8 protein-coding genes are annotated in these 14,158 nt (G+C 47.5%); 3 read left to right on the forward strand and 5 right to left on the reverse strand.

Annotation, left to right across the window (positions count from 1 at the left end; genetic code table 11):
- Positions 1 to 9 precede the first annotated feature (9 nt).
- The gene (can, locus tag BM099_RS02205) at positions 10 to 672 is read left to right on the forward strand and encodes a carbonate dehydratase (protein WP_090723768.1); all 663 of its coding nucleotides are present in this window, start codon (positions 10 to 12) and stop codon (positions 670 to 672) included.
- A gap of 83 nt (positions 673 to 755) precedes the next feature.
- Here the strand turns inward: can and BM099_RS02210 are convergent, their stop codons facing one another.
- A complete protein-coding gene (locus tag BM099_RS02210; RefSeq protein ID WP_090723772.1) occupies positions 756 to 2,030 on the reverse strand; it encodes an O-acetylhomoserine aminocarboxypropyltransferase/cysteine synthase family protein in 1,275 nt (424 codons plus the stop codon).
- A gap of 183 nt (positions 2,031 to 2,213) precedes the next feature.
- On the opposite strand from BM099_RS02210, the gene radA reads away from it, so the two are divergent.
- On the forward strand, positions 2,214 to 3,581 hold the full coding sequence (gene radA, locus BM099_RS02215; RefSeq protein ID WP_090723774.1) for a DNA repair protein RadA: 1,368 nt from the start codon (positions 2,214 to 2,216) through the stop codon (positions 3,579 to 3,581).
- Between the two features lie 61 nt (positions 3,582 to 3,642).
- Here radA and BM099_RS02220 read toward each other — a convergent pair whose 3' ends face one another.
- The gene (locus BM099_RS02220) at positions 3,643 to 4,023 is read right to left on the reverse strand and encodes a PilZ domain-containing protein (RefSeq protein WP_090723777.1); all 381 of its coding nucleotides are present in this window, start codon (positions 4,021 to 4,023) and stop codon (positions 3,643 to 3,645) included.
- A gap of 124 nt (positions 4,024 to 4,147) precedes the next feature.
- On the opposite strand from BM099_RS02220, the gene BM099_RS02225 reads away from it, so the two are divergent.
- On the forward strand, positions 4,148 to 7,552 hold the full coding sequence (locus tag BM099_RS02225) for an EAL domain-containing protein (RefSeq protein WP_177201065.1): 3,405 nt from the start codon (positions 4,148 to 4,150) through the stop codon (positions 7,550 to 7,552).
- 45 nt (positions 7,553 to 7,597) lie between these two features.
- Here BM099_RS02225 and ettA read toward each other — a convergent pair whose 3' ends face one another.
- From ettA to BM099_RS02240, 3 genes are all read right to left on the reverse strand, one after another.
- A complete protein-coding gene (gene ettA / locus BM099_RS02230; RefSeq protein ID WP_090723781.1) occupies positions 7,598 to 9,256 on the reverse strand; it encodes an energy-dependent translational throttle protein EttA in 1,659 nt (552 codons plus the stop codon).
- 351 nt (positions 9,257 to 9,607) lie between these two features.
- The gene (locus BM099_RS02235) at positions 9,608 to 11,011 is read right to left on the reverse strand and encodes an efflux transporter outer membrane subunit (RefSeq protein ID WP_090723785.1); all 1,404 of its coding nucleotides are present in this window, start codon (positions 11,009 to 11,011) and stop codon (positions 9,608 to 9,610) included.
- Positions 11,004 to 14,156, reverse strand: a complete 3,153-nt coding sequence (locus BM099_RS02240) for an efflux RND transporter permease subunit (RefSeq protein ID WP_090723787.1) — start codon at positions 14,154 to 14,156, stop codon at positions 11,004 to 11,006. Before BM099_RS02240 ends, BM099_RS02235 begins: the two co-directional genes overlap by 8 nt.
- Between the last annotated feature and the right edge of the window lie 2 nt (positions 14,157 to 14,158).

The raw sequence follows: 14,158 nt of genomic DNA on the forward strand, positions 1-14,158 counted from the left end.
CGGATAATTATGAAAAAACTTCAACACCTGTTTGATAGCAATCGCTCCTGGGCTGATAAAGTCACTGAAGAGAATCCGGATTTTTTTCCTACGTTGGCAAAACAGCAGGCGCCGGAATATTTGTGGATTGGCTGCTCAGATAGCCGGGTGCCGGCAAACGAAATTATGGGAATGTTGCCAGGCGATGTTTTTGTCCATCGTAATGTCTCAAATTTGGTGATTCATACCGATATGAACTGCTTGTCGGTTATGCAATATGCGGTAACGGTACTGAAAGTTAAGCATATTATGATCGTTGGCCATTATGGCTGCGGCGGTGTACGTGCAGCTATCGAGTCAAAGCCTCACGGGCTTATAGATAATTGGTTGCGCAATATTCGGGCGATTGCCATGCGACACAGTGACCTATTGTCAGTATGGGAAGGTACGGACGAGTATTATGATCGTCTTTGTGAGTTGAATGTGATTGAGCAGGCTTATAATGCCAGTAACACCACCATTGCACAGGGCGCATGGGGACGAGGGCAAGATTTGACTGTGCATGCTTGGGTCTATGGTTTAAACAATGGATTGATTCAAGATTTGAGTTTCTGTATTTCAGATCAGGACACTATTGAAGCCAGTTATGCCGAGGCGATTGAGTCGATTAATCAATTAGGTAAAAATCGCTAAGCCTTATTATCAGATTGTGAAGCAGTGATTAAAAAATGCCACTCCTTCGGAAGTGGCATTTTGCATTTTAGTAGCAACGAGTGTTACGCCGTTTTAGCCAGCGCCTGCTCAAGATCGGCAAGCAGGTCGTCGATATGTTCGATACCGATAGAAAGGCGAATCATTTCCGGTGCAACGCCTGCAGATTTTAGCTCTTCATCATTTAATTGACGGTGAGTGGTTTCAGCTGGAATAGAAGCCAGAGACTTACAATCACCAATGTTGACCAATCGCACAAAAACAGCCAGTGCGTCATAGAATTTAGGTGTAGCTTCGCGCCCACCGGTGACACCAAAGCTTAAAATACCGGACGCCTGGCCGTTCATGTATTTTTTCGCCAGTGCATGATCCTTATGACTTTCCAGGCCTGCATAATTGACCCAGGCTACCTGGGCATGATTTTCCAGGTACTCAGCAATTTTTTGGGTATTGGCGTTAACGCGCTCCATACGCAAAGCGAGTGTTTCAATGCCCTGTAAAATAAGGAAGGCATTCATTGGCGACAGTGCGGCGCCCATGTTACGCAGCGGAACCACACGACAGCGACCGATAAAGGCCGCCGGGCCGAATGCTTCGGTGTACACAACGCCATGATAAGATGCGTCGGGTTCATTCAATAACGGGAAGCGTGCTTTGTTGTCCGCCCATGGGAAGTTGCCTGAATCAACAATAACTCCCGCCAGTGAGTTGCCGTGTCCGCCCATATATTTAGTAGCGGCATGCACAACAATATCGGCGCCTTGTTCAATCGGGCGCCACATCAGCGGACTTGCCACGGTGTTATCGACGATCAATGGCACACCGTGACGATGAGCGATTTCTGCGAGTTTTTCGATGTCAGCAATACCACCAGAAGGGTTACCGATTGATTCACAAAACAGGCCTTTGGTTTGATCATCTATCTGCGCTTCGATGGCTGCAAAATCATCTTTATTTGCAAAGCGTACCTGAATGCCCTGGCGCGGCAGTGTGTGCGCAAACAGGTTGTAGGTGCCGCCGTATAGTTCGCTGGTAGAAACGATGTTGTCGCCGACTTCTGCTAATGTCTGAATAGTATAAGTAATGGCCGACATGCCGGATGCGACGGCAAGCGCAGCTATCCCGCCCTCAAGCTCGGCGACACGTTTTTCCAGCACGTCGTTGGTTGGATTCATGATGCGCGTATAGATATTGCCGGGCACTTTCAGATCAAAAAGATCGGCACCGTGCTGTGCATCATCAAATGCATAGGAGGCTGTTTGATAAATAGGTACAGCAACCGCTTTGGTCGTTGGATCTGGCGAATAGCCACCGTGTACGGCAATGGTTTCCAGTTTCATGTAGCGCTCCTAGGATATTTTTTTATTAAGGGCTGTTTTCAATTCTGCGTTCGGTTTATGTATCGAACAGTAGAAGGATTGTAAAGGTTATCCCTGGTAAATCAAAAGCGAAACCGACTAATGCTTTATGAGCAGTAGGCAGGTTGGGTAGAATGCAGCTCATATAAGGAAAAGGAGAAGATCATGGCGAAAGCCAAAACCGCCTACGTATGCAATGAATGTGGCGCTGACTTCACTAAATGGCAAGGTCAGTGCTCGGCGTGCCGGGCATGGAACACGCTAAGTGAAGTGCGACTGGGGGCAGTACAAAATACTGCCGCCAAACCCCGTTATGATGGTTATGCAGGTCAGGCCAGCCAACGAGTGATGCGTCTGGCCGATGTGGATCTGGCGGATATGCCGCGATTCAGTACCGGAACTGAAGAGTTAGATCGTGTTTTGGGGGGCGGTTTAGTACCGGGTTCGTCGATATTGATGGGTGGGCATCCCGGCGCAGGGAAAAGTACGCTGTTGCTGCAGATTATGTGCTATCTGGCGGAAAATATACCGGCGTTATATGTCACGGGTGAGGAGTCGCTGCAGCAAGTGGCGATGCGTGCCCACCGCTTAGGACTCAAGGCTGAGCATCTGAAAATGCTCTCTGAAACCAGTGTTGAAGCGGTCTGCCAGGTGGCTTCAGAGCTAAAGCCAAGAGTGATCGTGATTGACTCTATTCAAGTGATGCATATGGCGGAGGTGCAGTCGGCGCCGGGTTCTGTATCACAGGTACGCGAATCAGCAGCGGATTTAACGCGTTTTGCCAAGCAAACCGGTTGTGTACTGTTTTTGGTCGGGCATGTGACAAAAGATGGCTCACTGGCAGGGCCAAAAGTGCTGGAACATATGATTGATTGCTCGTTACAGTTGGAAGGCTCCTCTGATAGCCGCTTCAGAACATTGCGTTCGCATAAAAACCGCTTTGGTGCGGTGAATGAACTCGGTGTGTTTGCGATGCTGGAAACTGGCCTGCGCGAAGTAAAAAATCCCAGCTCTATTTTCCTCAACCGTGGTGAGACCGCCAGCCCGGGGAGTGTTGTCATGGTGGTGTGGGAAGGTACGCGTCCATTGTTGGTAGAGATACAGGCATTGGTGGATCAGTCGCATATGAATAACCCTCGCCGGGTAGCGGTTGGCTTAGACAGTAATCGTCTGGCGATGTTGCTGGCAGTGTTGCATCGCCATGGCGGGCTGCATACGGGTGATCAGGATGTTTTTGTTAACGTTGTTGGTGGTGTCAAAGTACTCGAAACCAGTGCAGATCTGGCGCTTTTGCTGGCAGTGGTGTCCAGCTATAGAGATAGGGCGTTACCTCAGGATTTGATGGTCTTTGGTGAAGTGGGTTTGTCGGGTGAAATTCGCCCGGTACCCAACGGTCAGGAGAGAATTCGTGAGGCGGCTAAGCATGGATTTAAACGCGCTATTGTACCCAAAGGGAATGTGCCCAAAGACGCGGTGAAAGGAATGGAGGTTGTAGGAGTCAGTCGTTTGGCTGAAGCGCTGGATGCACTCTGATGCTCAGGCGTGATCTGTCCAGGCGCTCTATAATCAGGTGCTCTGGCATCAGGTGAAAATGTCAGGTGTTATATAACTGAACTAATTCACGTTCCAGTAGCACCGAATCACCTAAATTCAGTTCTACCAACCTGCGCAAATGACTGATGTCGTCGAGCTCCATACTCATCGCCTGAAAGCCAAAACGATGCTTGAGCTGGTGGTTAATGCGTGCGGGCATCGTAATAACAATGTCGCTGCCTTCTAACATAATTTTCAGCGCTACCTGATCGCTGACGCTCAGCACAATATCATGATGACTTTCTATCAATGCGCCTTTTAAGCAGATGTCGATGAGTGTGACCTTCCATTCATTTTCTGCTGAGCTGAGTGTGCATTGTGCATCAAAATTAATACGTGTAAATCGACGGCGATTTTGTTGAGCTAGCGTAGGGTTATCCACTGGTCTCTCCGGATACTCGCAAGATTGGGTATTATTTCTTCTTTGAGTATAGTGTGAAAAACATGATAAGCGTAAACCATCAACTACACTGTTATGTATAAAAGGAATGGGGTGTTTAAATTGGATGACTAGTTTTGCTGGGTTACTAAATAATGCAGTTCTATTACTGGCGCTGGGTGTTATTTATGATTCGTTAGGCCTTCACTCGCTTGCTAATAGAGCGCTGCGGAAAATCCTGACAGGCGTTTTAGTGGGTGTGATAGGCATCTCTGTGATGTTGACTCCCTGGGAGATGAAGCCCGGTGTGTTTTTTGACACACGTTCGGTGCTGATAAGTTTATGCGGCTTATACTTTGGCTTAGTGCCAACTTTGATTGCGGTGTCAATGGCAGTGGCTATGCGCTTTTTTCAGGGTGGGGCGGGCTTTTATGTTGGCTCACTCGTCATTATTAGCAGTGGTCTGATTGGCTTAGGGTGGCATTATTGGTGTCGGCGAAATAAAAAGGGAATGAGCTGGCTAATGCTCTACCTGTTTGGCTTGGCTGTCCATGTTAATCTATTGATATGTATGTTGTTTTTGCCTGCCAGCATTCGATTTACCGTTATCGAGGCAATTGCTCTTCCCTTACTTATTATCTATCCGGTTGGGACTATGTTGCTGGGTATGCTACTGAAGCGGCAAAAAGACAGGCGACAATTCGAAGAGGAATTACGCGAACATAAAATACTGCTCGATCGCGAGCGAGGGCTGCTAAAAAGGCTGATGGATAGCATCCCTGATTATATTTTTTATAAAACCGTTGATGGTGAATATTCAGGCTGTAATAAGGCGACGGCTGAACTGTTTAATGCCGATGAAACCGATATTGTGGGTAAGACAGATTTCGAGTTTTTTGACCATGATCAGGCGGTTCTTTTCCGACAAAATGATCAGGATATGCTGCAAGCAGGGGTGAGCAGCAGGCATGAGGAAGTTGTTAAGCATCCTGATGGCAGGCTTATTCAGCTTGATACATTAAAAATCCCTTTTTACGGTGAAACCGGAAAATTATATGGCTTGATAGGTATTGGTCGGGATGTAACCGAGAGAAACAAAGCCAGTGAAAGCATACGTAAGAGTGAAACTACCTACAGAAGCGTATTGAGTACGGCATTAGATGGCTTCTTAATCGTGTCGGTTGACGGCGTTATTCAAGATGCGAATGAAGCCTACGCGCAGATGTCAGGTTACACGCTGGGCGAGTTGTTGGGCATGAGAGTCGATCAGTTGGATGCAGTCGAAAGTAAGTCCATGACCGGGCCGCATATTCAGAAAATAATAGAGGAGAAAAAACAACGCTTTTTTACTCAACACAGACGTAAAAATAGCTCGGTTTATGATGTTGAAATAAATGTCACTTTCTGGCCGGAAGATGGTGGTAAGTTTTTCATATTTATAAAGGATACTACAGAACGGGCATTGGCTGAGCATCGATTGCTGCAAAGTGAAACCCGGTTCAGGAAGGTCTTTGAAAATATACCGACCATTGCGGTGCAGGGATATGATAAAAACCGCAATGTTATTTTTTGGAATGCGGCCAGTGAGAAAGTATACGGCTATTCGACAGATGAAGCGTTAGGTAAAAAACTCGAAGATTTGATTATTCCTGAGATCATCCAGGATCAGGTTGCTGAAGAAGTTGACCGCTGGTTGGCCGGCGGTGAAGTAACGCCAGCATCGGAGCTGATATTACAGAAAGCGGATGGGTCGCCGGTATCCGTTTTTTCAAGTCATGTCATGATAACCGGAGTAAATAATGAACCTGAAATGTATTGTGTCGATTTGGATTTGACGGCTTTGAAGCGAGCGGAAGATAGGATTGTTACGCTCTCTCAGGCACTCGAACAAAGTCCTGTATCAGTGATGCTTATGGATACAAAGGGGGATATCGAATACGTCAATAGCACGTTTGTAAGAGTCACCGGTTATTCAAGTCAGGACGTTATTGGCCACAAAGTGGGACTGTTTAAACCCGGGGAGATGGTGGAGAGTAAATATCAGCAGTTATGGGCCACAGTATTATCAGGAAGGTCGTGGGAGGGTGAGTTCCAAAATGTTAAGAAAAGTGGTGAACTTTTTTGGGAGCATGCTCATATAGCGCCCGTTACCGATGAGTCAGGCGTCATTCGGCACCTGTTGGCGGTAAATCAGGATATTACCCAGCAAAAGGAACAGGAGCAGCGGATAAGTTATCAGGCGCATTATGATAGTTTAACGGGTTTGCCCAATCGTTTCCTTTCTTTAGATCGGTTGGCGCAGATGCTGAAAGAGTCGAAGCGCTCTGACAAGCAGGCTGCCGTATTTTTTCTGGATCTGGATGATTTCAAAAAAGTTAATGATACGCTGGGTCATCAGGTAGGGGATGAATTGCTGGTTGAGGCTACCGCCAGATTGAAAGCTGCTGTGCGTGATGATGATGTTATTGGTCGCTTAGGGGGGGATGAGTTCATTGTATTGCTGAATCAGGTGGAAAATAGTAGGACGGTTGGCAAGGTGGCGGAAAAATTACTGGAGCAATTCAGAGTGCCGTTTAACCTCAAAGGAAGGGAGTTGATGTCGACAGTCAGTATCGGAATAGCCGTTTATCCTGGTGACGGCAAGAGCCCTGTTGAGTTATTAAGACACGCTGACGCAGCGATGTACCATTCTAAAGAGCAGGGACGTAATACCTATAATTTTTATACAGAGAAAATGAATAAAGATGTAGCTCGTCGCTTGTTAATCGAAGAACATTTGCGGAGTGCGCTTAACAAAGATGAGTTCTATGTCATTTTTCAACCGGTGGTTGATTTGCGTAGGCGGGTGGTTATTGGCGCTGAAGCATTGCTACGTTGGAATAATTCTGAAATGGGGAACGTGCAGCCTGATGAGTTTATTCCGATTGCTGAGCAAACGGGGCTGATTGTTACTATCGGTCAGTATGTGCTGGAACAGGCTTTTATGGTGATATCAGGGTGGCGCGAAAAGTATGCAATAGATTTTCAGGTGGCTGTGAATATCTCTCCCCGGCAGTTTAGAGATGCTGGTTTAGTTGAATATATTCAAAAGCTATTAGAAAAGTACTCGTTACCCGCCTCGGCAATAGAGCTGGAAATTACCGAAGGGGTGCTTATGACAGGCCATGGGATGATAGATGTGGCTTTGTCGGACCTGAATAAAATGGGTATGGGTATTTCGATGGATGATTTTGGTACCGGTTACTCGTCACTCAGCTATCTGCGTAGCTATCCTTTTGATACATTAAAAGTCGATAAGAGTTTTATCAACGACATTACTGTTGATCAGGCTGACCTTCAGTTAGTGTCAGCAGCCATCGCAATGGGACAGGGGCTGGGCCTGAAAGTGATTGCTGAGGGTGTTGAAACAGAAGAGCAGTACCAGTTATTGTTGGATCACCAGTGTGAATACGGACAAGGGTATCTGTTTAGCCGTCCCGTGCCTGCTGATGAGTTTGAGCTGTTATTGGAAACGGGTGTCGTACACTCTTGATAAGCAGACGACCAACAAGCAGAGCTGTGTTGGTCGTCAGATATGTTAGCCGATACGCTTGTATTTAATGCGTTCAGGCTGATGGTCTTTACCATGACGGCGTTTGTAGTCTTCCGCGTATTCTGTGTAGTTACCTTCAAAGAAAGCGACCTGAGAATTCCCTTCATAGGCGAGCATATGAGTACATACCCGATCAAGGAACCAGCGATCATGTGAAATAACGACGGCACAACCAGGGAACGCCAGTATGGCTTCTTCCAGTGCGCGTAACGTTTCTACATCCAAATCGTTGGTTGGCTCATCCAATAACAAGACATTGCCACCCTCTTTCAGCAGCTTGGCCAAATGCAGGCGGTTGCGCTCTCCACCGGAAAGATCACCTACCCGTTTCTGCTGATCGGAGCCTTTGAAGTTAAAACGGCCGCAATAAGCGCGAGAAGGTGTCTGATAATTACCAATGGTTATAATATCTTGCCCATCAGAGAGTTCTTGCCAAACGCTGTTATCACCATTGAGTTGGCGCATCTGATCAACATAAGCCAGTTTCACCGTGCTGCCGATCACGACTTCGCCGGAATCTGGCGTTTCTTCACCGGCAATCATTTTGAATAGAGTCGATTTACCCGCACCGTTCCCTCCGATGATGCCCACAATCGCACCCTGGGGAATCGTTGCTGTAAGGTTTTCGAACAATAATTTGTCGCCGTATGCTTTGGAAACATTTTTCAGCTCAATGACCTGGGTTCCTAAACGTGGCCCCGGTGGAATGTAGATCTCCTGCGTTTCATTACGTGCCTGAAATTCGCGTGAATTCATCTCTTCGAACTGTTTTAAGCGCGCTTTGGATTTCGCTTGTCGGCCCTTCTGGCCTTGCTGAACCCATTCCAATTCAGACTTAACGGCTTTTTGATGAGCCGCTTCTTGTTTGGATTCCTGGGCTAAGCGCTGCTCTTTCTGCACCAGCCAGGATGAGTAATTACCTTCGTACGGAATACCGTGACCGCGATCCAGCTCCAGAATCCAGCCAGCTGCGTTATCCAGAAAATAACGGTCATGGGTAATCGCAACCACAGTGCCTGGGTATTCCTGTAAAAAGCGTTCGATCCAGGCGATAGATTCGGCATCAAGGTGGTTGGTCGGCTCGTCCAGTAATAGCATATCCGGCTTATCGAGCAGCAAGCGGCATAGTGCTACGCGGCGGCGCTCACCTCCCGACAGGTGTTCAACGCGGGCATCCCAGGGGGGCAGTCGCATGGCGTCAGCAGCACGCTCCAGTGCAATTTCCAGGTTATGTCCATCTTTGCTTTCAATCAGGTTTTCAAGCTCACCCTGCTTTTTGGCCAAGGCGTCAAAATCTGCATCGGGTTCTGCATAGGCGGCATATACCTGATCGAGCTCTGTAAGCGCATTTTTGACATCAGCAACCGATTCTTCGACGATTTCTCGTACTGTTTTGCTGTCGTCCAGTTGCGGCTCTTGTGGTAAATAGCCTACGTTGAGATTCGGCATGGGTTGAGCCTCGCCGATAAAATCTGTGTCAACGCCCGCCATTATTTTCAGTAGGGTGGATTTACCCGAACCGTTCAGACCCAGTACACCAATCTTTGCGCCAGGGAAAAATGAAAGCGAAATGTCTTTTAGAATTTGTCGCTTGGGTGGAACGATTTTTCCCAAGCGGTTCATTGAATAAACGTACTGTGCCATAAGCCCTCAGCGTGTCGAGTTAGTTAACATAGATCTTCATTTTAACTAAAAATAGTAAAATGAAACTCATATTTTTCAGGCAGTATTTCTCTGTAGCATCTGAAAGGATAATCTGAAAGTCTGCTTAAAATTGTTGAGTGTCTTTAAATAAAGGCTAAACAATAAAGGAGTCAGGGGTTATGGGCAACTTAACTCGTTTTAATCGGTTATTTGATGATGTTTTTCACTTAAGTATTGGGGATAGAGTCATCCTTGTTAAAAAATCCGATGCGGGTAGTCGCATCGGATTTTTTTCGCCATTCCAGACCTGCGCCTGTTCACGCATATTATTCCCATTGAAGACGTAAGTGGCTACTCAGCAGCACTCGTGCCCAGTGGCTTAATTTCTTCAGCCCAGCCACCGCCCAACGCTTTATAGAGATCTATCTGCGACTGGTACAACGCCAGGCGGGCAGTAATACTCGCTTGCTGACTGCTGACCAAGCTGCTCTGCGCATCTAAACGCGTTAGCATGCTATCAACACCTGACTGATAACGAAGATCCGCCAGATCAAAATAGCGCTGATAAGATTTTAGCGCTTTGTTTTGATTCTCCAGTTCAGTTGCATAGCCAGATAGGGCTGTTAATGCATCGGAGACATCGGTAAAGGCGCCCTGAACCGCTTGTTCATACTGTTTTACGGCTATCTGGTTTTCAATTTCAGCAACTTCAACATCACGACGCAGCGCGCCACTGTTAAAAATAGGTAAAGAAATTGACGGTGCGAAGGTCCATGCACCTGATCCGGAATCAAATAAGCCGCTCAGCTCACTACTTTGTGTGCCGGCATTGGCTGTTAAGCTGATCGATGGAAACAGAGCCGCACGTGCTACACCAATATTGGCATTAGCCGCACGTAATGCATGCTCAGCAGCAAGAATATCCGGGCGTTGATTGAGCAGCGTTGAAGGTAAGCCAGCACCCACCGTAGCGATCTTCACATCTTCCAGGCGCTCATCTGGTTTAAAGCTATCGGGAAGCTCAGTTCCCAACAGCAGTACCAGCGCATAACGGTCTTGATCAACTAATCGCTGGAACTGTGACAAGGTTACCAGCATGTCTTCATAAGATGCTTGCGCCTGAGCCTGCACTATGGACGAGTCGATACCCTGATCGTAGCGTAATGTGACCAGACGATAGTTATCCTCTTCTATCTTCAGGCTCTCTTTCGCCAGTTGTAGCTGCTCAGTATCAGCCACCCAGGTGAGATAAGCCGTCGCAATGCTAGCAATGATGGTTAATTGCGTAGATCTTTGTGTCTGCTCTTGAGCGAGATAGGTTTCTAACGCCTGGTCTTTTAAGTTTCTTACTTTTCCAAAGAGATCTAGCTCGTAAGAGGTGCCCGCCGTCACACTGTAGGCACTGGAAATCGATGAATTATTTGAAAAGGCAGACGTAGCTGTGCGGGTACCGCTGCCATCCAGCGTTAAACTAGGCAGTAAGTCAGCCCGCTGAATTCGATATTGTTTTCGATATAGCTCTACATTGAGTAACGCGATTTGCAGATCCTTATTGCTCTCTAATCCAAGTTGGATCAGCTGTTGTAACGCCGCATCGTTAAATACAGCCTCCCAACCAAGCGGCATAGCCGCCGTTTGCTGCTCAGCAGGAGTCCATGCATTAATCACGTCTACATCAGGGCGCTGATAGTCAGGCGCCAGAGAGCAGCCAGCTAACACACCCGAGACTACCACTGCTAAAAGTTGCTTATGCATGGCCAGTCTCCTTATCAACTTCAACTGCCGGGCTCACATTCGTCTTCTTGCCCGTTATTTTATAGCTTAGTTTCATCACCAACACATAGAAGAGAGGTACAAAGAAAATAGCCAGTACCGTGGCGGCAATCATTCCGCCCATCACACCAGTACCGATCGCCTGACGACTGGCCGCACCAGCCCCGCTACTAATTGCCAGCGGGGTGACACCCAAAATAAAGGCCATAGATGTCATGATAATGGGGCGTAAGCGCATCCGGCAGGCATCGATTGTAGCAGCGATGAGCTCCTTACCGCTGTCGACTTCGCTTTTGGCAAACTCGACAATCAAGATAGCGTTCTTCGCCGACAAACCAATCGTCGTCAACAAGCCTACCTGGAAGTAAACATCGTTACTTAACTCCCGACCTGTTGCTGCGACCAAGGCTCCTAATATACCTAAAGGAACAACCAGCATCACTGCAAATGGGATCGACCAGCTTTCATACAGTGCCGCTAAGCAGAGGAATACGATCAGTAATGACAAGCCATATAACATGGGTGCTTGCGCGCCACTGGCTTGTTCCTGAAACGACAGGCCCGTCCATTCCAGCCCTATGCCGCCGGGTAATTTCGCAACGATTTCTTCAATCGCTGTCATTGCATCGCCTGAGCTTAAACCTGCTGCTGCCTGGCCCTGCACGTTCATAGATGATGCACCGTTATAACGCTCTAAGCGTGGTGAATCATACGTCCAGCTAGCCGTAGCGAATGCGCTGAAGGGCACCATTTCTCCATCGCTATTGCGTACATACCAGCGGTCGATATCTGTCGGCAACATACGATATTCGGCATCGGCTTGTACATATACTTTTTTGACGCGGCCGTTATTGATAAAGTCATTGACATATTTTGAACCCCACGCGGTACTCATGGTTGAGTTTACATCGGTAATACTCAGTCCTAATGCAGAAACTTTTTCATAATCGATATCTACGTGGAACGCGGCTACATCTTCCATGCCGTTGGGGCGCACGCCTGTTAAGCGGGCATCCTGAGCCGCCATGCCCAATAACTGGTTGCGGGCCGCCACGAGCTTCTCGTGGCCCTGGTTATTTCGATCCAGCAACATCGCGCTGAAACCCGACGCTGTCCCTAGCCCACGAATTGAGGGTAAGTTAATAGGGAAAATAGTTGCATCGCGAATCTGACTTAATGCGCCAAACGCTTTACCTATCAGGGCTTGTGCGGATTGCCCGGGACCTTGTCGCTCGTCCCACGGCTTTAATTTAGTAAAGGCCATCCCCATGTTCTGGCCGGAACCTGCAAAGCTAAAGCCTGCTACCGTAAAGTAAGACTCAATCTCAGGAACGGAAGCGTAGTAATCTTCCACCTGTTTCATTACGTCAAGCGTTCGCGCTTGCGTAGAACCAGACGGTAATTGCACGAGTGTTAAAAACAGCCCTTGGTCTTCATCCGGTAAAAATGATGTCGGTAATTTCTGATACATGAAAATCACACCACCAATCATTAATGCGTAGATAAGCAGCAAGCGGGTAGGGCGCTTAACGATATAAGCAACACTGCCTTCATACTTCCCCGTCATCTTGGTAAACATACGGTTGAACCAACCAAAGAGTCCCTTACGGTCATGGTTGTGGGTATCTGCAGGTTTTAAAATAGTGGCACATAACGCCGGGGTCAGAATCAGCGCCATCAATACAGAAAGCACCATGGCTGACACAATCGTGATAGAGAACTGGCGATAAATAGCGCCGGTAGAGCCGCCAAAGAACGCCATGGGCACAAATACTGCTGACAGCACCAGCGCTATACCTATCAGTGCACCGGTAATTTCATCCATCGATTTACGCGTTGCTTCTAAAGGAGAGAGCTTATCTTCCTCCATCACCCGCTCGACATTTTCGACAACAACAATCGCATCATCGACGAGCAAGCCAATCGCCAACACCAAACCAAACATGGTGAGTGTGTTAATACTAAAACCAAAGGCTGCCATAATGCCAAACGTGCCCAGCAGCACTACAGGTACAATAATTGTCGGAATAAGGGTGGCGCGGAAATTGCCCAGGAACAGGAACATAACCAAGAAGACCAAAATCACCGCTTCAATAAGCGTATGCACCACTTCTGTGATCGAGATCTTTACAAACGGTGTTGTATCATAGGGATAAACAACGGTTACATTTTCAGGAAAAAACTGATAAAGCTCAGACACTTTTGCTCGCACAGCCTCGGCCGTATCGAGTGCATTTGCCCCGGTCGCCAGTTGAATCGCCATGCCGGTAGCCGGTTTGCCTTTATATCGACTTTCTGCGTCATAGTTTTCAGCACCTAATTCAATACGTGCAACATCTTTTAATCGAACCTGAGAACCATCGGTATTTACGGTGAGTAGAATATTTTCAAACTGATCAGTATTCGTAAAACGCGACTGGGCCGTGATCGTCGCATTTAATTGCTGATTGTTAACTGAGGGTAGCCCGCCAAGCTGACCCACCGCGAGCTGTGTGTTCTGAGCCTGAATAGCCGTCGTGACATCTAAGGGCGTTAGGCCAACAGCTGTCAGTTTTTCAGGGTTCATCCATATACGCATGGCATATTGAGCACCAAATACACGGATATTACCCACGCCATTCACACGAGAAAGCGGATCGCGCAGTGTACTGTAAGCATAATCAGCGAGATCCGTTCTGCCCAGGCTTCCATCTTCAGAGACTAAACCAATAACCATCAAAAATGATGCACTGGATTTCGTAACAGTAACGCCTTGCTGTTGTACCGTTGTCGGTAAGGATGCTTCCGCAACGGATAGCTTGTTCTGTACTTGTACCTGTGCCGTGTCGGGATCAGTACCGGATGCAAAGGTCAGCGTAATACTCGAGTTACCAGAGTTGTCACTCTGTGAAGACATGTAGAGCAAGTTATCCAGACCTGTCATGTTCTGTTCGATAACTTTGGTAACACTATTCTCTACCGTTTCCGCCGATGCACCTGCATACGATGCACTAATACTTACCGTAGGCGGTGCGATAGTCGGATATTGCTCAACAGGTAAGCTAACAACAGACAGTGTGCCCGCCAGCATAATGATGATGGCGATAACCCACGCAAAAATAGGCCTGTCTATAAAAAATCTAGCCATTA

Source organism: Neptunomonas qingdaonensis (assembly GCF_900113275.1).
Classification (GTDB): domain Bacteria; phylum Pseudomonadota; class Gammaproteobacteria; order Pseudomonadales; family Balneatricaceae; genus Neptunomonas; species Neptunomonas qingdaonensis.

Coding starts and splice junctions, on each gene's coding strand:
- BM099_RS02225 (WP_177201065.1), top strand. CDS start 4,148: ATGACTAGTTTTGCTGGGTTACTAAATAATGCAGTTCTATTACTGGCG.
- radA (WP_090723774.1), top strand. CDS start 2,214: ATGGCGAAAGCCAAAACCGCCTACGTATGCAATGAATGTGGCGCTGAC.
- BM099_RS02210 (WP_090723772.1), bottom strand. CDS start 2,030: ATGAAACTGGAAACCATTGCCGTACACGGTGGCTATTCGCCAGATCCA.
- BM099_RS02235 (WP_090723785.1), bottom strand. CDS start 11,011: ATGCATAAGCAACTTTTAGCAGTGGTAGTCTCGGGTGTGTTAGCTGGC.
- ettA (WP_090723781.1), bottom strand. CDS start 9,256: ATGGCACAGTACGTTTATTCAATGAACCGCTTGGGAAAAATCGTTCCA.
- can (WP_090723768.1), top strand. CDS start 10: ATGAAAAAACTTCAACACCTGTTTGATAGCAATCGCTCCTGGGCTGAT.
- BM099_RS02240 (WP_090723787.1), bottom strand. CDS start 14,156: ATGGCTAGATTTTTTATAGACAGGCCTATTTTTGCGTGGGTTATCGCC.